General features: G+C 65.8%; 18 protein-coding genes and 1 pseudogene. 8 read left to right on the top strand and 11 right to left on the bottom strand.

All coding sequences use genetic code 11. The features are described 5' to 3' along the window. Nucleotides 1–143 precede the first annotated feature (143 nt). Nucleotides 144–446 (top strand): annotated as a pseudogene (locus MEBOL_RS17180) (M4 family metallopeptidase); the annotation flags it as partial. A gap of 56 nt (nucleotides 447–502) precedes the next feature. On the opposite strand, the gene MEBOL_RS17175 reads toward MEBOL_RS17180, so the two are convergent. Next, a complete protein-coding gene (locus tag MEBOL_RS17175) occupies nucleotides 503–868 on the bottom strand; it encodes a DUF6184 family natural product biosynthesis lipoprotein (RefSeq protein WP_245919843.1) in 366 nt (121 codons plus the stop codon). 44 nt (nucleotides 869–912) lie between these two features. Beyond that, nucleotides 913–1,299 (bottom strand): DUF6184 family natural product biosynthesis lipoprotein, encoded by a 387-nt coding sequence (locus MEBOL_RS17170; protein ID WP_095978453.1) that lies wholly within the window; start codon nucleotides 1,297–1,299, stop codon nucleotides 913–915. A 192-nt stretch (nucleotides 1,300–1,491) separates the two neighbouring features. Between MEBOL_RS17170 and MEBOL_RS17165 the strand changes: the two genes are divergently transcribed. Next, on the top strand, nucleotides 1,492–2,346 hold the full coding sequence (locus MEBOL_RS17165) for an SDR family oxidoreductase (protein ID WP_095978452.1): 855 nt from the start codon (nucleotides 1,492–1,494) through the stop codon (nucleotides 2,344–2,346). Nucleotides 2,347–2,353: 7 nt separating this feature from the next. Here the strand turns inward: MEBOL_RS17165 and MEBOL_RS17160 are convergent, their stop codons facing one another. Both MEBOL_RS17160 and MEBOL_RS17155 read right to left on the bottom strand, forming a co-directional pair. After that, nucleotides 2,354–3,202 (bottom strand): type VI immunity family protein, encoded by an 849-nt coding sequence (locus tag MEBOL_RS17160; RefSeq protein ID WP_218920918.1) that lies wholly within the window; start codon nucleotides 3,200–3,202, stop codon nucleotides 2,354–2,356. Between the two features lie 161 nt (nucleotides 3,203–3,363). Next, nucleotides 3,364–3,960 (bottom strand): hypothetical protein, encoded by a 597-nt coding sequence (locus tag MEBOL_RS17155; RefSeq protein WP_095978450.1) that lies wholly within the window; start codon nucleotides 3,958–3,960, stop codon nucleotides 3,364–3,366. A 478-nt stretch (nucleotides 3,961–4,438) separates the two neighbouring features. Here MEBOL_RS17155 and MEBOL_RS17150 point away from each other — a divergent pair, with 478 nt between their 5' ends. Continuing rightward, the gene (locus MEBOL_RS17150; protein WP_095978449.1) at nucleotides 4,439–4,939 is read left to right on the top strand and encodes an SET domain-containing protein; all 501 of its coding nucleotides are present in this window, start codon (nucleotides 4,439–4,441) and stop codon (nucleotides 4,937–4,939) included. Nucleotides 4,940–5,007: 68 nt separating this feature from the next. Here the strand turns inward: MEBOL_RS17150 and MEBOL_RS17145 are convergent, their stop codons facing one another. Genes MEBOL_RS17145 through MEBOL_RS17135 form a run of 3 tightly spaced genes read right to left on the bottom strand, consistent with a single transcriptional unit; the run spans nucleotide 5,008 to nucleotide 10,620 of the window. Then, on the bottom strand, nucleotides 5,008–8,328 hold the full coding sequence (locus tag MEBOL_RS17145; RefSeq protein ID WP_095978448.1) for a helicase HerA domain-containing protein: 3,321 nt from the start codon (nucleotides 8,326–8,328) through the stop codon (nucleotides 5,008–5,010). 35 nt (nucleotides 8,329–8,363) lie between these two features. Next, nucleotides 8,364–9,347, bottom strand: coding sequence for a hypothetical protein (locus MEBOL_RS17140; RefSeq protein WP_095982832.1), 984 nt, complete (start codon nucleotides 9,345–9,347; stop codon nucleotides 8,364–8,366). Then, nucleotides 9,334–10,620 (bottom strand): endonuclease domain-containing protein, encoded by a 1,287-nt coding sequence (locus tag MEBOL_RS17135; protein ID WP_095978447.1) that lies wholly within the window; start codon nucleotides 10,618–10,620, stop codon nucleotides 9,334–9,336. The genes MEBOL_RS17140 and MEBOL_RS17135 overlap by 14 nt, the downstream gene beginning before the upstream one ends. Nucleotides 10,621–10,782: 162 nt before the next feature. Here MEBOL_RS17135 and gshB point away from each other — a divergent pair, with 162 nt between their 5' ends. The 4 genes from gshB (at nucleotide 10,783) to MEBOL_RS17115 (ending at nucleotide 14,880) form a co-directional block, all read left to right on the top strand. Then, nucleotides 10,783–11,742, top strand: a complete 960-nt coding sequence (gene gshB / locus MEBOL_RS17130) for a glutathione synthase (protein WP_095978446.1) — start codon at nucleotides 10,783–10,785, stop codon at nucleotides 11,740–11,742. A 151-nt stretch (nucleotides 11,743–11,893) separates the two neighbouring features. Then, nucleotides 11,894–12,421, top strand: a complete 528-nt coding sequence (locus tag MEBOL_RS17125; RefSeq protein ID WP_095978445.1) for a DUF3304 domain-containing protein — start codon at nucleotides 11,894–11,896, stop codon at nucleotides 12,419–12,421. A gap of 22 nt (nucleotides 12,422–12,443) precedes the next feature. Next, complete coding sequence (locus tag MEBOL_RS17120; protein ID WP_157775076.1) at nucleotides 12,444–12,992, top strand: DUF3304 domain-containing protein; 549 nt, start codon at nucleotides 12,444–12,446, stop codon at nucleotides 12,990–12,992. Beyond that, nucleotides 12,982–14,880 (top strand): T6SS phospholipase effector Tle1-like catalytic domain-containing protein, encoded by a 1,899-nt coding sequence (locus MEBOL_RS17115; RefSeq protein WP_095978443.1) that lies wholly within the window; start codon nucleotides 12,982–12,984, stop codon nucleotides 14,878–14,880. Before MEBOL_RS17120 ends, MEBOL_RS17115 begins: the two co-directional genes overlap by 11 nt. Before the next feature lie 59 nt (nucleotides 14,881–14,939). Here MEBOL_RS17115 and MEBOL_RS17110 read toward each other — a convergent pair whose 3' ends face one another. The 3 genes from MEBOL_RS17110 to MEBOL_RS17100 form a co-directional block, all read right to left on the bottom strand. Beyond that, on the bottom strand, nucleotides 14,940–15,434 hold the full coding sequence (locus MEBOL_RS17110; RefSeq protein ID WP_095978442.1) for a hypothetical protein: 495 nt from the start codon (nucleotides 15,432–15,434) through the stop codon (nucleotides 14,940–14,942). A gap of 108 nt (nucleotides 15,435–15,542) precedes the next feature. Beyond that, nucleotides 15,543–15,965 carry a hypothetical protein gene (locus MEBOL_RS17105; RefSeq protein ID WP_095978441.1) on the bottom strand — a complete coding sequence of 141 codons (423 nt, stop codon included), beginning with the start codon at nucleotides 15,963–15,965 and terminating at the stop codon, nucleotides 15,543–15,545. Nucleotides 15,966–15,990: 25 nt separating this feature from the next. Beyond that, on the bottom strand, nucleotides 15,991–16,581 hold the full coding sequence (locus MEBOL_RS17100; protein WP_245919841.1) for a hypothetical protein: 591 nt from the start codon (nucleotides 16,579–16,581) through the stop codon (nucleotides 15,991–15,993). A gap of 145 nt (nucleotides 16,582–16,726) precedes the next feature. On the opposite strand from MEBOL_RS17100, the gene MEBOL_RS17095 reads away from it, so the two are divergent. Beyond that, nucleotides 16,727–17,521, top strand: a complete 795-nt coding sequence (locus MEBOL_RS17095) for a tRNA1(Val) (adenine(37)-N6)-methyltransferase (RefSeq protein WP_245919839.1) — start codon at nucleotides 16,727–16,729, stop codon at nucleotides 17,519–17,521. Nucleotides 17,522–17,531: 10 nt separating this feature from the next. Here the strand turns inward: MEBOL_RS17095 and MEBOL_RS17090 are convergent, their stop codons facing one another. After that, nucleotides 17,532–19,106, bottom strand: coding sequence for an alpha/beta hydrolase-fold protein (locus MEBOL_RS17090; protein ID WP_095978439.1), 1,575 nt, complete (start codon nucleotides 19,104–19,106; stop codon nucleotides 17,532–17,534). Nucleotides 19,107–19,392 lie beyond the last annotated feature (286 nt).

Raw genomic sequence — 19,392 nt, 5'->3', positions numbered from 1 at the left:
AGTCCGAGGCCAGTGGGCGGAACAGAGAACCTCGGCCAGGGCAGTCCGCTCGCCCCCCCTGGTTCACGTAGAGCACCGTTCGCCCGTTCTCCAAGTCCGTGCGCTCTCTCACCCAGGACAGCTCGCGCTTGATGTCCTCTGGCCACTCGAACTGGTCGAAGCAGACGGAGGTGCACGGCTCCAGCGGCATCGCCAACAACGCCTTCTACCTGCTGACCGAGGGTGGGAAGAACCGCACGTCGGGCCTGGAGGTGAAGGACGGCATCGGCATGGACAAGAGCCTGAAGATCTTCGGCCGCGCCCTGACGACGTACATGACGCCCAGCACCACGTTCGCCCAGGCGCGCGAGGCCACCATCAAGGCCGCCACGGACCTGCACGGCGCCGACTCGGTGGAGGTCCAGAAGGTGAAGGACGCCTGGACCGCCGTGGGCGTGGGCAAGTAAGCCAGACACGACGAGGGCCTGGAACCGGTGAATGGCTCCAGGCCCCGCGCCTCACATCACTTGCACACGTCGGCCTTGGCGCACCGGTTGTAGGCGGTGTCGATCTGGTCGATGATGCTGCCACACGACGTGGTCTTGATGGAGTTCAGACAGACATCGAGGCTGTCTCCATTGATGTGGCCGTCGCAGTCAGCGGCCTCCCACCGGCCATTCCAGAAGTCCTTGTTCTCCGCCAGGCAGGCGTCACGCGTCTCGTACTTCTTGCCAGCGCCGATCTCCTCACAGTCCTGGTAGCGATCGCAGCTCTCGCCCGCCGCGGCGTTCACCGCGTCCGACTGCTTGTTGGTGATGTCCGCGACGGTGCCGCCGCAGCCGAAGAGTCCCACCACGCCCGCCACCATCAGTCCGAGATTCATTTTCATGGGCGGGAGTTAGGGGCGGAGTCCACGTTCGGCAAGGGGCGAGGTCAGTTGCCGGCGCAGATGCTCGCCTGGGGGCACTTCTCGTTGTTGACCTTGAGCTCGTCGGTGAGGCTGTTGCAGGAGATGGTCTGGAGGGCCCCCAGACACACGGACAACTGGTTGGCGTTGATGCGCTTGTCACAACTCGTGGCGGGCCACCGGTCGCTCCAGTAGGCCGAGCGCTGGGTGACGCACTCCTCGCGCGTCGAGTACCCCTTGCCGGCGCCGATGTCGCCGCAGGCCTCGTAGTTGTCGCAGTTGGCCTCGGCGGCCCGCTCCACCGCGTGGGACTGACCGCCCGAGGTGTCCGTCCCACCTCCGTCCACGCTCGAGCCGCCACAACCCACGAGCCCCACCACTCCCACCCACACCCACGCGTTGATCTTGCTCATGGAATCCAGTTAGGCGCCGCTCCCTCATGCGGCAAGTACACCGGGGGTCCCCAGAATCCCCCCTGCGTGGACTATTCCACAGAGGCTCGAAAGGCTGGCGCGTGCGTTGCACCAGGGCCGGCCGCATGAAACGCCCGACCCCCCGCCTGTGCATGGGATCATGCGGCCGCCCGTGCGTGATACACGGGCCGCATGAATGACAAGACCGTGATCGTGACGGGGGCCAACTCGGGGGTGGGACTGGCCACGGTGGTGGAGCTGGCGCGCCAGGGCGCCACCGTCATCATGGCCTGCCGCAGCCCCGAGCGAGGGGAACAGGCCCTGAGGGAAGCGATCGAGCGCAGCGGCTCGGCGAGGATCGAGCTGATGCTGTGTGACCTGGGCTCGCTCGACAGCATTCGTGCCTTCGCGAGCGCCTTCCAGGCCCGCTACCCGAAGCTGGACGTGCTCATCAACAACGCGGGGGTCATCTCCCTCAAGCGCGAGACGACCCGCGACGGCTTCGAAGCGCAGCTGGGCACCAACCACCTGGGCCACTTCCTGCTGACGCTGCTGCTGTTGGAGCCGCTGCGGGCGGCGCCCCAGGGACGGGTGGTGAACGTGTCCTCGAACGCGCACCGCGTGGGCTCCATCCGCTGGGAGGATCCCCACTTCACCCAGGGCTACAGCGTGTGGAGGGTCTACGCCCAGTCCAAGCTGGCCAACATCCTGTTCACCAAGGGGCTGGCGTACCGGCTGCGTGGCACTTCCATCACCGTCAATTGCATGCACCCGGGCGCGGTGGCCACGCGTCTGGGCGTGGACCGGAAGACGGGCTTTGGCAAGACGGTGATGCGCCTGCTCAAGCCCTTCTTCCTCACGCCCGAGCAGGGAGCGGACACCTCGGTGTACCTGGCCACGAGCGACGCGGTGGCGGGCGTATCCGGTGAGTACTTCTACCGCCGCGAGCCCGCCAAGGTGTCCCGGTTGGCCGAGGACCGCGAGCTGATCGACCGGCTGTGGTTCTGGAGCGAGAAGCAGGTGGGCCAGAGCTGGCCCGGGCCTTGAGCGTGCATCAGTCGAGGAACCGGCGCCACCAGCGGTGCCACTCCTCCGCGGCGGCGTTGTCCTGTTCGCCGAGGGAGTCCCACGGGAAGGGCTCCAGCCAGGGCTCCAGCACCCGCGCGAACTCGCGGTATGCGGGAAGTGTCTGGCCATGAGCCGTGTCCCCTGCTTCGGGCTCCGGCCCCAGGGTCACCAGGGCACGCTCGTCATCGAGTTCCTGGACGTCCGTGGAGGATTGAAGCCGAGCACGAAGGCCCGCTGCTCCACCCAGCGCGGAGAGAACGGGCTGGCCAAGGAAATTCATCCAGTGGACGCCATCCACTCGGGGGCCCAGCGAATCGCGGATGCCGGCATCGCGGAGATCGAATCCAGGGTGACGGAAGATCAGCGGGCGCAGGGCATCGAGTCGGCCGAGTCTGGGATATGCGACGTCAAGTGCGAGCCCAGCATGCCCGGAGGCGAAGGGAAGGCGAGAGGCCAGATCCTGGGAGAACTCGTGGACGAATTCCGCGCCCCGCTCCTCGAGGTATTCCGTGGGCAGGGTCGCGCGGAGGACAGTGGCGTCGCCGGGTGAGGCCTCTCGCCAGGGAATCCGAGCGTGGTACTCGAACGAGAAACCACTGTCCTGTTCACCGTAGATGCCGAAGTAGGGGTCCGCCCCAGCCTTCAAGATGTCGGAGGCCTCATCGCGCGGGGAGTCATCCGCATATCGGCGTTCTTTCGGGTTCAGGGTGGCTCGAATGAATTCCCCTCCCCTGTCATCGAGTGGGCTGGGCTCCCAGTCGCAGCAGGTATATGTCGAGAGCGCGACCGGGCGGTCATTGACAGCACGCAGGTAGCTGTCGAGTGCGTGGGACACGCCCGTGGCGATGTCGAAGTGGTCGTGGGGCACGAAGAAGACAACCCGTATGACATCGCGAGCGATGAGGTGGTCCAGGTATCTCGTGACCTCGCCTGTCTCGGGAGACCATGACGTATAGGGGATGGGTCCTGGGATTCGGATTCGCGGTCGGAGGGATGTCATGGGTTCACGGACCGGCGAATGATGGCACGCTGAGGGGTCACGAGCGCGGGAAGGCACTCACCACCGAGGCGCCCGTAGGCAGTTATTTGGGCCACGACATCGGCGGTCCACGGATTGGCTCCCACGTCATAGCCACAAGGAAACTTGAGGTCGTAGATGCACTGAATCCGGGTGATATTGCGGGCGAAATGAATGACAATGTCTGGTTGCAGTGAGCCCTGCCACCTGTCGGTGAGTAACACTTCTCGGGTGAGGTCGTCTTTTCGGAGGCGTGGCTCGATCGAGAAATTCTCGGGGAACTTCTCCGAGAGCCGTTGCTGGATGCATTCGAATGCAGCGGCATGCTTGAGCTTTCCGAGATGTCTACGCCAGCTAGGCGCGAGCTTCTCCCTGACGGTGGGCTCTTTGTTGCACTCCGAATCGGGTAGGGATCGTCCCTTCCCGAAGAGTTCATCGTCCACCTTTGTATTGGCTTCCCTCACGCACACTACCAGGATGTCCTCGACAACTCTCTTCTGGGCCTCATCGAGGTACCTACTCACGGTGATGACGCCTTGGAGGACTTCGGCGGCCTGAACGACTTTCTCTAGCATTGGACTGGCTCGGACCGCCGTAGGAGCAAGAATTTCCCCGGTGCTCACATTGACCGGGGCTCCACAAGCCGCGCCACAGGACTGCTTGAATTGAGCACGTGCGCCAGTGGCTTGCCCACTCCATGAGGACTGGGGCCGAAAGCCGTGTGGTGAGTGGGGAGTGGGGGTACAGGAGAGGCAGAGGAGCGCCGTGGCTGCGAGCGCGAGGTCGAGAAGGTACATGAGGTCAGGTGTCGGACCGGGAGCGGCCTCACGCGGACATCATAGCCACCAGGTGCTCTCGGAGTGTCGATGAACGCCACTCCCCTCCCCCGGTTCCCCAGCGGGCGGATTGAATGTCTGGGGCTCCACCGTCTTCCAGGGAAATCACGACCATGGGTTCGCTGCCGGACGACGGAGCACCTGCCACCTGGCTATGGTCGCGTCCGCTCCGGGGGCCTCTGTTATGAAATGAGAAGCCAACTTCCGGGGGGAGTTCATGGAGAAGGTGTTCGTGGCCGAATGCAGGCTGGGTCGGGGACTGTTCGCCGAGGTGCCACTCAAGCGAGGGGAAGTCATCCTCACCTTTGCCGGTCAGGTGCTGTCCCTTCGAGAGGTCATGGGCCGGCCCGACTCCTTCAACATGCTTCAAATCGGACGCGGGGAGTATCTGGACCTCGAGTCCCCCGGCTTGTACGGCAACCACTCGTGTGAGCCCAACGCGGGCCTCCGGGACAACACCACGCTCGTGGCGATGCGAGACATCCTCGCGGGCGAGGAAATCCAATACGACTACTCCACTACGATGAGCGAGGATCTGGAGACGATGGAGTGCCGGTGCTGCACCCGGAGCTGCCGGGGCGTGGTGCGCGACTTCCGGTACCTGCCGCCCGAGGTGAGACACCGCTATCTGTCCCTGGGTCTCGTGCCGGACTTCATCCTGGAGGAGCAGACCGTGCCCCTCCCCTTGTTCGCCGAGGAAGGGCTGGCGGGCTCCTGAGCTCCTCAGCGCCGCTTGGCCCGGAACCGATTAGAAGTCGCCCGTGACGGACCTCGCCGTGGGTGGGTTCAATGCCATGTCTGCTTCTCCGGGAGGGCGGCTTGCTCGTGGGGCGGAACGCCTGGAGTCAGGGTTCGAGCGGCCAGGCGCAGCAGCTCGTCGTCGGAGAGCTGTTCGGTGGCGAGCGCCGAGGGCTCGGCCTTGACGCGATCCACCTTGCCATCGCGGGCGACGTGGAATTCGCCCGTGCCCTGGCCAGGGATCTTCGCCGGGTCCACCCGGGCCTCGCTGAGCATGGGCTTCATCTTGTCCAGGGAGACCTTCTCCTTCACCCGGCCGATGAACCAGGAGCGGATGTTGTCGCGGCACTTGTAGTCCAGGTCACCGGGGCTCTGGGTGGCCAGCATCAACCCCAATCCCGCCGAGCGCGCGCGTTTGATCAGATTCTCCATGGGCTGCTTGGTGGAGGGCTGACGCATGGCGGGCAGGTACATGTCCGCCTCGTCGAACAGGAGCACGGCCTGCAAGGTGTTGGAGGGATTGCGGTTGAGCCAGCGCGTCACCTCGATGAGCAGCTGGGACACCCAGAAGAGCACGCTGTTGTTGTCCCCGAGGAACTTGGTGCTGATGACGGACACGCGAGCCTTGCCGGGCCGGGCGTGGGCGCCGCGGCCGAGCAGCAGATCCATGTCCAAGCGCTCCGCCTGGGTGTCGAGCAATGTCTGGGTGTCGAGCAGCAGCCGGTTCAGGTCATCGGCGAGCTTGTCGAAGAGCTTCACGTCGAGCCGGCCCACGACACTGACGAGGCGCGGATCCTTGTCGCCGATGAACTTGATGAGCCGTTCCAGGGTGACGCTCTCGCGCGTGAGCTGGACGAACTGATCGATGGCCTGAGCGAGCAGCGTGCGGCAGGACTTGTCCTTGGGGCTCTGGCGGTAGTCGAGCATGCCCGCGAGGGCCTCGGCGGAGTGGCGCGTGGCCTGTTGCCGGTCGAAGTCCGGCAGCGAGTCGAGCCCGTCCGGGACGATGGGAATGGAGAGGGGGCGTCCATGGGGATGTCCCGGGGTGAAGACGGCCACGTCGATCCGTTCACGCAGGAGGGCCTGACGCGCGGCGCGGCGCGGATCGCTCACGTCGTCCTTCCAGAAGGACTCGGTCGCGTAGCCGCCCAGGTCGCCCTTGCGGTCCACGAGGATGGCGGGCACGCCTTGCAGGAGCAGTTGCTCCACCACGTTGAGCGCGAGCGTCGTCTTGCCGCTGCCTGGCCCTCCGAGGAACGCCGCGTGACGGGTCAGCTCGTCGGGGGTGAAGAGCACGGGCTCGCGCAGCAGGCTGTCCGTGTCGCCGATGCGGATGGATTCGCGTTTGCGCGGGGCGTCCTTCCCGGTACTTCCGGTGGAACGTGGACTCACCGAGGCACTGCCAGGAGCGGCCTCCCGCACTTGTACGGGCATGGGCTTGGTGAGGGATGTCGTGCCCTCGACCTTTGGTGTGCTCGGGGAGTCCGTGGAGTCGGTCTTGAAGAGATCGAGCGTCTTCTGGGCCGAGGGGGGCTTTGGGGCCGGAGCGGATGGAGGCGCCGCGGAGGTGCCCGAGCGCAGATGATCCAGGTCGAGGATGTCGCGCAGGGGCTTGAGCTGGGTGAGGGGTTGGGCGGTGCGCAGCCAGGTGGAGAAATCCGGGCGGGACCCGTGCTGCTGACGGAAGGCGCGCAGCGCGAGCAGGGTGCGGCTGTCGCTGTCCTCGAGCACCGCGCGGCGCCCTCCCTTGCTGATGAGCTTGCCGAGCTCGGTGGCGGTCGTGCCCCTCGGGCTGCTGGGGAAATCGCTCGTGCGCACGACCACGGCCGTGCGGCCGCGTGAGTCCTTGCGGACCTGTTCGATCTGATTGGCGAGCCCGCCGCGCTGGGTGCCCTTGTTGCACAGGGCCACGTGCAGCTTCTCGCCGCTTGGCGAGACATCGACATGGAGCACTTCTCCGACGAGCCGCACGTCGAAGCCATGCCCCGTCTCCAACTCGTCCGCGCTTGCCTTCAACGCCCAGGCGAGCAGTTCGGCCAGGGAGGCATCCTCCTCGGGAGGCGGCGTGGAGTGGGTGGAGCGGAAGTCATTCCAGGTCTGGTCGAGGACCAGGTGCTTGGGTCCTCCGGGTGGGAGAATGCCTTTTCCTCCCTTCGTCCCCGACTCCAGGGGGAACCGGTCGGGCAGTGCTCCCGAGCGCATGGCCTGCTCACGCCAACGGCGGCACGCGTCGAGCACTTCACGCGTGCTCAGACCCGACAGGTGTTCGAAGCCTTCATGGCTATAGGGATAGGTGGGCTCGGCCGGATCGAACGGTGCGTCCTCCATCGAGTAGAGGTGCTCCAGCCGACGCTCGACGATGAGACGAGCCTCGTCGGCCGTTCGCAAGTGCTCCAACTTGATGGGCTCCGGGTCTCGCTCGATGCGATCCAGGATGGAGGTCGTGAGCCGGCCCTTGAGGCCACTCCAGAAATCCGTGAGGCAGCTGATGACGATGAGGGACGAGGGGGCCCGCTCGGCGAAGTCACACAGCAGGTGCATGGCATTGCGGAACACCTTGGCGTTGTCCGCGTCGATGTCGAAGCCTTCCAACTGGTCCACGCACAGCACGAGCGAATGGCCGAGCGTCGACATGAGCCGGCCCAGGTGCAGCACCATGTCCTGGGGATCGGTGTCGTGGATGCGAGGCACCAGTCCGCCGAGCACCTTGCGATCATTGTCGGACAGGTTCTCACAGCGCAGGTATTTGAGCACCCGGCCGCGGATGCGCGTGTCGTCCCGTTGCAGGTAGAGCAGCGCGCGCAGCAGATCGAGGTCCAACTTCTGGAACTGGGGCCGCTTCTGCAGATCATCCGCGGCGTTCTCCACCAGGATGGAGATCTCGTCGGGATCCTGCTCGGGATCCGCGAGCAGGGCGGCCACCTGGCCGCAATGGGACAGGAGCACGTCGGACAGCTTGCGCAGGCCGGAATGGGGCTCGCCCGGCTCGTGGTAGGGCTGATCCAGCGAGTCGATGAGGTTGCTCAAGACGTAGCGTCCGGGGTTGGACGTGGACGTCGTCATCTGCATGTAGCCCACGAAACCCAAGGACTGCTCATGGGTGTAGGAGCGGAAGGCCCGCAGCAGGTGCGTCTTTCCGCACCCCGAATCACCGAGCAGCAGCAGGATGCGTCCCGAGGGAGTGCCGGGGGGCGTGGTGGCGCGCGTGAGCATGCGCTCGAAGGAGGCGCGTGCCTCCTGGTGCACGGACTCCACGTCGTAGGGATCCTGGCGCCACACCTCGTGGCGGTGCTGGATGGAGTGGAGGACCTCGGTGCGGTCCGACAGGAACGCGGCGAGGCGGAGATCGGTCGTGTCAGTCGGAATCATCGGCATTCCCCCGGGCCGGACGAGCTGTGGAGGTGTTACAGGGAGATGAAATGGAAGGTGGCGTTGAGGTAGCGGATCTCGGAGGCGGACACGTCCGAGGGATCCATCAGCTCCACCATGTCGGCTCGGCTCAGCGACACGAGGTGTTTCTGATTGGCCTCGACGAGCCGCTGCTTGAAGGCGCGCTCATCCAGGACCGGATCTCCGAGCGCCCGCCAGACATGGGAGATGAAGACGCGATCCTCCCCGAAGCGTCCGCTCGTCGAGTCCCGGGCCGCGCGCAGCACGCGCTCGGCGAAGGCGGACAGGGGCTCCTCGGCGGGCCTCGTGGGCTCGGGAGCCGTCTGGGGCGCGGACGTGGGCAGGAGCCAGGATTGGAGGGCCGCCTGGCGCAGACTCTCCGGATCCGTGCGCCGGGCTCCCACCTGGCGCGCGGCGAGCTGTTCCATCGCCTGGCCGGGCTTCACCTCGCGCGAGGACTGGAGCACCCGGGTGAGCAGGAAGGACTGCACGTTCGCGAGATTGAAGGGCTTGTCCGTCGTCACGCCGAGCTGCTTCCAGCATAGCTCGTCCTGGACGGCCTTGAGCGAGCGCTCGCCGACGCGCCCCAGGCCCGTCTGTTTCTGCACGAGCACCGCTCTCAGGTCCCCCGCCTTGCCTATCTTCTCCTTCTGGGAGGAGGGCAGGCCCAGCGCGCGCGCCGTCAGGTATGTGAGCCGCACCTTCTTCCAGGTGAGGGCTTTCGGCGGACGCTCCTCTCCGAGGAAGCGAAGGGCCCGGGCCTTCCCCTCGCGCGTGAGCCCCAATCCCTTGCGCGCCGTCTGCTCGATGAAGCCACCTTCCGCGAGCGCCGCGAGCGTCGCGTCGAGCTGGGCCGTCCATTCCCCGGGACTCCATCGGTGGGAGGTCAGGGATTTGAGCGCGCTGGCCACGCCACTGCGGGCGCCCCTACCCTCCGCGCGCGTCAGCAACCACACCAGCACCAGTTCCCCCACGCGAGACACTTCAGGCCCCTGCATCTCCATCCTCCCGGTGAGACGGGGACCCTTCAAGGCCCTCCCGTCGGAGTGAGACGACTTCACGAAGAGTGTCCCGGATTTCCTCGAGCCTCGCCACCACGTCGTTCGCCAGGATGCGCACCACCCAGTAACCGTGGCGTTGCAGGGTCAGGTCCTTGCGCCGATCCCGGCGGTAGGCCACCTCGTCGCGGAAATGGTGGTAGCCGTCCACCTCGATGGCCACGCGCAGCCGGCGTGACAGGAAATCCACCTCGATCTCCCGGCCCCCGAAGCGGAACCCGGCCCGGGCGTTGAGCTCGAAGAGGCCCCGCGTGGCGGGCATCGCCTCGAGCAGTTCATAGAGGAAGCGCTCGGCGCTGCTGCGCGCCCGGTCCACGTTCTCGGACCCGTGCGAGGCGGCCTCGAGGTACCGGGCGGCCTCGCCATAGTGGACCAGGACCTCATCGGGAACGCCTTCCTCGGCCAGGCGCGCGAGCGGTCCGTCCAGCGTCTGGATTGCCTTCGGGAGGCCGAGGGATTCCAGACGCCGCTGGAGCTGCTCGGCGGACGGGGCCTCGAGGGGGAGCAGGCCTTCCCGGACGTAGGTCTGGGCGCGGCTCCCGCCGGGCAATCCCAGGTACGCGTCCACCTCGGCTGGGAGGGCTTGGAGCGCCATGACGAGCGAGGGCACCGTGTTGAACGCTCGATCGGCGAAGCGCGCCGCGTCCGCGAGCCACCGGGCGTCCCCGGCGCCGGACAGGAGAAGGGCGGGTGCCTGGCTTTGCGGAACGAGGGCATGCATGGCGCCCAGTGCGCGCAGGGGCTCGGTGGGCCACTCCGCGAGCAGTGCGTCCACCGGCCCGCCGGACTTGTGGACAACTTGTGCGGACCTGAGCAGGAGCTGGCACGCGGTGGCCGCGTCTCCGGGCGGCAGGGTGGGCCAGAGCGCTTGAAGGATGACGTCGCGCTCGTGCTCGGTCCTGGCTTCCAGGCGGGTGGGCAGCTCTCCGGGTCTCATACCCGCCGCGGCCCCGAGGAAGTCCGCGGCGAGCGTCGCGAGGGGGTGGATGCGATCGAGCGCCGTCAGCCATTGACGAACGCCCACGGACGGGGCGCCCTCCGAGACGAGGGCGAGTGGCCGGGCGTGCGTGTCGAGCCAGGAGCGCCAGAAGGCCAGGGCGGCGCCGGGAGGGCCCGCGAGCACGCTGAGGGTGGGATGGCCCCGTTCACGCTGGCGCTGGTGCCGCTCCAGGGGGTGAGCGCGTGTCGGCGAGGACGAGCGGGACGGAGGCATGCGGCCGAGCGTCCCCGAGGTTTGGCCGAGGTGGCAAGGCGGGCGGGGTAGACGCCCTGTGTCAAGGGACGCCCGAGTGTGCTTTTTCTGTCGCGCGGGCGCACCCGTCCGTCTTACTCACGGGCCCTGGTTCTCCTCTTCTCCCCCCTTGGAGTCGTCCCCATGAGCACGCTCACCCTCGGCTTCCTGATGGATCCCCTCGAGACGGTCCGGGTGGACCATGACTCCACCTTCGCGCTCATGTTGGAGGCGCAGCGCCGGGGCCACCAGGTGCGCTACTTCGAGCAGCCCTGGCTGCGTTTCGGGGGCTCGCGCGCCGAGGCCCGGATGCGGACGGTCACCGTGCGCCGCGAGCCCGGCCGTGCCTTCGACGTGCTCGACGAGCGGGTGTCTCCCCTGTCGGACCTGGACGCGCTGTTCATGCGCAAGGATCCGCCGGTGGACGCGGACTTCATCCAGGCCACGCACCTGGTGGAACTGCACAACGGGCGGACGCCTGTCTTCATCAACAACCCGGTGGGCATCCGCGACGCGAATGAGAAGCTGTTCGGCTTGCGCTTTCCGGACCTGATGCCCGAGACACTCATCACGCGGAACATGGTGGACCTGTCCCGGTTCGTGACGGAGCACGCGGCGGGCACCATCCTCAAGCCGGTGGAGGGCTTTGGCGGCCAGGGCATCATCTTCCTGCAGCCGGGGGACCGGAACATGCGCTCGCTGCTGGAAGTGCTCACGGTGGGTGGACGCAAGGCCATCGTCGCCCAGGCATACCTGCCGGAGAGCCGCCAGGGAGACAAGCGCATCATCCTGGTGGATGGCGAGCCGTGTGGGGCGGTGCTGCGGGTGCCCGCGCAGGATGATCACCGGGGCAACATGGCGGCCGGAGGCAAGCCGGTGAAGACGGAGCTCACGGCGCGCGAGCGGGAGATCTGCGCGCGGATCAAGCCCGCGCTCCTGGAGCGGGGCCTGTATCTGGTGGGTCTCGACGTCATCGGCGACTGGATGACGGAGGTGAACGTCACCAGTCCCACGGGCATCGTGGAGATCGATCAGTTGGACCAAGTGAACGTGGAGGGCAAGGTGATCGACCTGGCCGAGCGGCTGGTGGGCGCCCGGCGCTAGCCAACGCGACGCTCGCCCCGAATTCCTGGCTTGCGGTTCTGGGGAGAAGTGTGTTCGCGCCCGTCCCGTTGACGCGCGGGGGCCGGGGTGTTGAAGATGGAACGAAGGGAAGGGGGGACTTCCCGACGGCGATACGAACGGGTGGGGTTCGATGACGCGGGGACGAGCCAGGAGCGGGTGGTTTCTCGGCGGGGTGCTGCTGATGAGCGCCTGCAGCCAGTCCAGGTCCGAGGCGACCTCGGAAAAGCCCACCTTCACCCGGCGCGTGTCGCTGGAGATCAACGGCTTGAACTACACCGACTTGTACATCGACGGCTTCCTGGTGAATGGCCAGGGAGGTGGGAACATCTTCGTGAGCACTCCGACGTCGGGCGGTGGGAAGAGTGCCTGTTGCGTGAGTTTCTGGCCTGGCGCGGAGCTGCCAGCGACGCTGAAAATCAAATGGACGCGAGATAACAACCGCTGGTGTGAGGCGGAGGCGGTGCTCAAGCAGTTCGTTCCTCCCAATCCTCAACACCTGGGAGTCCATTTCTATCCCGACGGACACATCGAGGCGGAGATCACCGAGGAAGATCCACTGCTGAGATTGAAATTAGAAGCCTTCGATGACGGACAGCGCAAGGAGTCGGGAAACGTGGTGGCGGATGAGCAGACGGCGAGGTGCCAGGATGGCTATTGACCCTCAATTGAGGAGTCGGGCGGTGAAGCCGTGCGCGAGGTGGGTTCTGAGCGGGGCCCTGTTGCTGATGAGTGCCTGCAGCCAATCCAAGTCCGATGCGAAGTCGGAAAAGCAGCCAGCCAAGGTCGTTGAGGAAAAGCCCATCATCACCCAGCGCGTGTCGCTTGAAATCAACGGCTTGAATTATACCGACCTGTATATCGACGGCTTCCTGGTGAATGGCCAGGGAGGTGGGAACATCTTCGTGAGCACTCCGACGTCGGGCGGTGGGAAGAGTGCTTGTTGCGTGAGTTTCTGGCCTGGCGCGGAGCTGCCAGCGACGCTGAAAATCAAATGGACGCGAGACAACAACCGCTGGTGTGAGGCGGAGGCGGTGCTCAAGCAATTCGTTCCTCCCAATCCTCAGCACCTGGGAGTCCATTTCTATCCCGATGGACACATTGAGGCGGAGATCACCGAGGAATTCCCGCCGCTGAGATTGAAGTTGGAGACCTTCAATAATGGGCAGCGCAAGGAGTCGGGAAACGTGGTGATGGACGAACAGACCGCGAGGTGCAAGGATGGCTTCTGAGCAAGAATTGAAGAAAATTCAATCACCCAACCTCATGAGACAGGCTGCTTCCCTGTCGAATACGAAGGTTGAGCCGACCCGCTCTCCTCCCATACAGCTAGGTGCAGCCCAGAACAAGGCTTCGCCCAATATCGTCCGGCATGGGCTCAAGGTCTCCTTCTTCTTCGACGGTACCGGCAACAACCTGGAAGCGGACTACGCCACTCGCGAACACAGCAATGTCGCGAGGTTGTTTCGCTTACATATACAATCAGACAGCGGTGATGTCGCGGTTGGCTATTACATCCCAGGGCTCGGAACACGCTTCAAGGACATCAACGATCCGGGAGGAACCACCTCAGGGCTTGCTTTTGGAGGAGGAGGAGAGGACCGTCTCGACTGGGCGATGAAGAAGCTCAAGTCCCATGTCTCCCAGAGCAAGGGGCGCCCGGTCCATGTGGCCTTGTTTGGCTTTTCTCGGGGAGCAGCCCTGGCCCGCGCCTTCGCTCGGCGCATCGCCGATCGCTGCGTGAAGGCCGCCGGAGGGGGCTGGAAATTCCAGCACGATCGCACCCATGCCCCCCTTCATCTGTATTTCATGGGTCTGTTCGACACCGTGGCCTCGGTGGGAGCGCCCATGGGTACGAACAATCTGCAATCCATTGACCTGACCACGGGAGTGATCAATCTGGAGCAGGCCTTGAGGGCGCGCTCCGCCTACGGCAGCACGCTCAGCGACATCGCGTTCGCTCGCGATGGCGCCCCGGGTGCGGACCCCGCTTCGGGCCTCGCCAATGGCCACATGTCCTGGGCGGACGATCTGCGCATCCCCGCGATGGTGGAAGACTGCGTCCACATGATCGCGGCCCATGAAATCCGCAATTCCTTTCCCGTGGACAGCCTTCTCCAAGGGAAGGGCTATCCGAAGAACTGCCGGGAAATGGTCTATCCCGGAGCGCACTCGGACGTGGGCGGAGGCTATCGCAAGGGCGAGGGGGCGCGCAGTCCCCTCCCCGGTTCGTTCCTGAGCCTCATTCCCCTGCGGCACATGCGCAACGAGGCGCTTCGGGCTGGAGTCCCCCTGGAGACAGAATTGCCCATGCCCCTCAAGGAAGACTTCGCCGAGGACCCCGCGAGCAAGGTGGCCTTCGAGGTGCTGTGCCGCCGGTTCGACCTCTACATGAAGAAGGTGGGGAAGACGGCCGGATCCCTGGGGTCCGTGATGCTGGCGCACATGCAGGTCTACCTGCAATGGCGCTTCGCCCGGGCCGCCAGCGACGAACGGGCCCGCGGCTCCTACGGGCCGACGCGGGACCGGCCCATGATCAATCAATTCGAGCCCATCTGGCGCAAGGAAGAGAAGGCGCTGAAGAAGACGGTGGACGCGTTGGAGAAGGAGTACAAGGACGCTCAGGCGACGGCCCGGATCCTGTTGGAGTCCAGGGCCACCGTGATGCCGCAAGGCCGCAAGGAGTTCGAGTTCCAGTCGAGACTCGCGGAGCAGAAGCGGGACGAATTCCTCTCTCAGAAGTCCCGCTATGACACGCTGCCTGGCGCGGATGAGTCCTTCTCCCGCAACTCGCGCATCTATGATCGGCAATTGATCGCGGATGCGAACGAACTCCAAGCGCTCGCGAAGAAGAAGGGGCGCAACGAGCTGCGTCCCCACTATTTCGCCTTGCTCTTCGCCTACGAGGCCGAATTCGAGCGCAAACAGGGCATGCGCAACGAAGAACTCACCGCGTTCTTCGACACGTATGTCCACGACTCGCTGGCGGGCTTCGCCAAGGACGCGACCCTGCCGTCCGACCCGCGTGTCATCTACACGGGTGGAGACGACAAGCTGCGCTACGCCGCGAATCAGCCGGGCCGGCCGGGTCTTGGCGCTAGCGCCACCGCCACGGGCTGAGGCGCCATCGCTTCCCCGCTCCCTCGCCGTCGAGCGGGGGCTTCCGGGACGTGCTCGGCCTATTGGCTCTGGCCCGTCACGGTGAGCGTGGTGGTGCACGCCTGGTTGGACAGGGCATCCGTGGTGCTCAAGGTGGCGGAGAGCACCCGGTGGCCGTCCCGCAGGGAGACCACGCCCGTGGCGAGTACGTCCAGCGTCACGGTCTGCTCACTGGTGCGGTTGGCGAGCCGGGTCGTGCGCGTGTCGATGCGGAACGAGCCGATCATGTCCGAGGTCGACGCCATATAGACGTCGCCGGACAGGGGCACTTCCACCTGGGTGGTGGGATCGATGACGTGGAGGACCACCTTGCGCCGTTCGCTGCTCTGCTGGAGTTCCACGCTGGGCGCGAGCAGGTAGGGGCTGAACGGGCAGTTGCCCACGGGCACGCTGTCCTCGAGGGAGTACACGCCGGAGATGTCCGGACAGCCTTGGGTACACGGAGCCTGGGAGTTGTCGCAGCCGCCAGCGGCCAGCGCCAGGAGGAGCACGGAGATGCCAGAAGGTCGAGCCATAAGGCCACCACACTGTGCACTCCCGTGGGTGAAGCCAGCCCGGAGGCGCGCGGGTGGTGCGGGACCTGTACACGGTTGGATAGAGGGGCCGCCCAATGGCGGACAGTCTCAACGCCGGTCGAGGATGCGCCCCTTCGCGTCGATGGCGTACACGGCCCCTCCGTCCAGGATCTCCTCGTTCAGGCCGCAGCGCTTGAGGTCCGGAACGAATGCCACGAACACCGCTTCACCTTCCCTGGGCAGCAGCAGGGTTTCATAGGTGCTCCTGCGCGAGAGGCAGGCCGCGACGCGTTGGTCGGGATCCTCACTGGTGAATTCACTCCCAGGGGGGATGAAATCATCCAGGGCGATACGCAGGGCGGCGAGGGTGGGCCCCGACAAGCGGATGCCTTCCTCCATGGAATCCGGGAAGCGGACGGTCGCGGCCTCCTCGGGCGGTGCGCGCTCGGCCTTCTCGATTCTGTAGAGACCCAAGAAGGAGCAACCACTCGTCATACTGGCGAGCAACATCAGGGGGAGATATGCCTTCATCGCGTGTCCTCCATCCATTGTGTGCTCATGGCAACCAGCCCTGACCGGGGAAGGGAGTGAACGTTCCCCAAACTCCTTTGGTTTCGCCAATGGCAACCCATTTCCCTTCCCGCAGCGCGGACACAACGCGAGTCGCGTAGTTGTAGCGGTACGCGAAACATACCTCGTTCAGATCCTTGAAGAACGCGTACAGTTCACGCTCCCAGAGTCGACCGGTAGAGGGGTCGACGAACCTGGAAGGCCCCACGGGCGACCATCCTTCAGGTCTGGCCGCGCCCATGTCCACGGGTGAAAACTCACGATTGTGTGGATGGGTATGCGCGGGTCCGGTGATAAGAATGCTCTTTTGATTCAGTTCATTGATGGCACCAGGAACGTTACAGAACTTGGTTCCTCCCGCTCCGTCTCCACCGATGTCGGAAAGGTATGTCAGGTAATAGGCCTGATCCTGCGTTGAGTAATAATGCAGGGCGCAGTATTCCTTGCCGAGCTTGCCGTGCTTCGCATCCGCACCAGGTTGGCGGGTCATCAATTCACAGCCGTGAGCGGCCAGTTCTTCCGTCTTCTTGAAAGGTCCCGCCAGAGGTCCATCGACTTGGATGACTCCATTGGCCATCCGTGTGACCCGGACATTGGGATTGGGAGCCGAGCACCCCAGGGAACTCGTTAGAAGTGCCAGCATGAGAGTGCGAACCGCGACCATCGTGTGAGCATGTAGTAACATGCTGAGGTCGCTCAAGCACTTTATGGAAGAGACGGACGTGAGCACTTCCCTCCCCGCGCCGGATGAAACACTCGACTCCATTGGCACCGCCGGTGTGCGGGTATTGCAACGCCGCGGGGGCTATCGCTTCACGCTGGACGCGGTGCTGCTCGCGGCCTTCGCGGCCACCGAGGCCTCGTCCGTTCCGGGTCCCCTCCTGGAACTCGGCGCGGGCAGTGGCGTGGTGTCCTTCCTGCTCGCGTGTCAGTTCGGCCTCGGCCCGGTGGATGCCCTGGAATTACAACCCGAGGTGCATGCGCGGCTCGTGCGCGCCGTGGCCCTCAATGCCTGTGAATCCCGGGTGCGTCCCCTGCTCGGTGATTTGCGCGAGGCGCGCTCCCTGTGGGCCTCCGGTGCCTACGCGCACGTCGTCTCCAATCCCCCCTTCCGCCCCGCCCACGCGGGCGTGCGCAGCCCCGACGCCGAGCGCGCCCTGTCCAAACAGGAAGTGTCCTGTGACGCGGCGGCGGTGGTGGCGGCGGCCCGGCACGCGTTGCCTCCCGGCGGGCGGGTGAGCCTCGTCTACCCCGCCGCGCGCGTGGCCGAGGTGCTGGGACTGCTCGCCGCGGCCCGCTTCCACCCCGTGGCCTTGCGCTTCATCCACGCGCGCGCGGAGTCCCCCGCCACGCGCTTCCTCGTCCACGCGGTGAGGGACAGGCCCCGGGGGCTCGCGGTGCGTCCGCCCCTCATCGCCCATGGCTCCGGCCCGGGTGGCTACTCTCCCGAGGTGGCCGCCCTCATGGAGCCGCCCCTCGCCGAGCGCCCCGCCCCCCGGTTGGAGGACGGGGACTGACCTCCCCGCCTCAGCGCTTGGCCGGGTAGAGGAACTCGAGCACCTCGCCGAAGCGCTGGGACCAGGCCGCCTCGTTGTGCTGCGCGCCGTCATACACCTTGAGGCTCACGTCCGTGGCGGACCAGCCCTTGTCCAGCAGCGCCTGGTGCAGATCCTCCGCGTCCTGGACCGTCTCCGCCTCCGCGTGGGTACCCTCGTCCGTGCCGATGTCCACCCAGACGCGCAGGGGCAGCGGTCCCGCCAGCGCCGCCACGCGCTCGAGGATGTCCCGCTCGTCCCACCACACCGAGGGCGAAATCACCCCCAGCCGGGTGAAGGTGTCCGGGTACTTCATCCCCAGGTACATCGACACGAGCCCGCCCAGCGACGAGCCCGCGAGGCCCGTGTACTGGCCCTCGGGCCGGGTGCGGTACGTGCGGTCGATGAGCGGCTTGAGCTCGTTCACGAGGAAGTCGCCATACACGTCCGCGCGGCCCGCCTTCGGATAGTCCTTCGTGGACGTCTGGGTGTACTCGGGCAGGCGGTCCACCCCGGCGTTGTAGATGCCCACGATGATGACCGGCTCCACCTTGCCCGCCGCCACGAGCGCCTCGGCCGTCTCATCCACGTTCCATTCCACGTGGCCGAACGCCGTGACCACGTTCATCAGGTTCTGCCCGTCGTGCATGTACAGCACGGGGTAGTGGCGCGCTTCGTTCTCCGGCTCCTCGTAGCCCGGCGGCAGCCAGACGATGACGTCGCGCTCCTTGAGCACCTCGTTGGCCGGCTTCACCAGGTGGTACTTCACCAGGCCCGTGATCGATGGCTCGGGAGGCGGCGCGGGCGGCGGACACTCCGCTGCGGCCCAGGACTCCACCGTCAAGGAGACGCGCTCGTAGCCCTCTCCCGTCGTATGCGCGTGATCGCTCAGCTCTTCACCCATCGCACCCTTCTCCACCGTCTCCCAACAACCCAGCGTCGCCTTGAACCCGAGCGACGTCCCCGCCTCGAACGACAAGGATGTCGCGTACAGGCTGTTCATCGCCTTGTGGAGCTTCACGCCCGCGCCATTCCAACTTCCCAGTTCGGGTTCATTTCCGGACAACCATACCTCCGCGTCGGGCGAGGTGGTGGCCGGTACCTCCACGAGGAAGACGGTCCTCGGCCCGGTGAGGCCCGCGGGCGGCCCCCAGCGCTCCACGACGAGCTCCACCTTCTCCTCGGCCTCACGGGCGGTATGGGTGCCCGCTTCCGCGGGTGTCCCCGCCAGGGTGAGCGGCACGTGCGCGTCGGGCGACGTCATCCACACGGAGAAGGACACCTGCTTCTGTAGGAGCACCCGCGTCTTGGCCGTGAAGGTGTTGCCTCCCTGGTAGATGAGCTCCAGGCCTCGTCCGGCGGGGCCCTTGAAGGCGGGATCCTCCCCCCGCAGGTAGAGCGTGGCGGTGATGGGGGTCTCGGGGGGGACTTCCACGTCGAACTGCACGTCGGCGTAGTTCTGCTCCTCCACGGGGGTGGACGGGGTCGAGGGATCGCAGCCGGTCAGGGCCATCCAGGCCCACAGCAGCAGGGAGGACAGTCGGGCAAAACGCGAGGTCGGGTTCATGCGCGGGATCGCGGGGCGAGCGGGCCCGGGGATTCGGCGTCCGTTCCCCGTGAAAATCTCACATTAGCACGGACGTCGGACCTCCCTGGAGCCCAGGTCCGGGTCCACCACCCGACGCTTCACCCAATCCCTATAACCTGGATTAAGAAGAAAATTACGCGCCAGTTCGAACCCAGGTATGAACGAATCGCGAGGCGCCACGGTGGCATCAGGATGGGTGATCCGGAAGGCGTTTGTCTTCCGAATATAGGGGGCATGGGTGCGCCCGACCGGGGGGAGACAGGAG

Origin of the sequence: Melittangium boletus DSM 14713 (assembly GCF_002305855.1) — a bacterium.
GTDB classification, from domain to species: Bacteria; Myxococcota; Myxococcia; order Myxococcales; family Myxococcaceae; genus Cystobacter; species Cystobacter boletus.
This window is presented reverse-complemented; position numbering and strand designations above follow the sequence as displayed.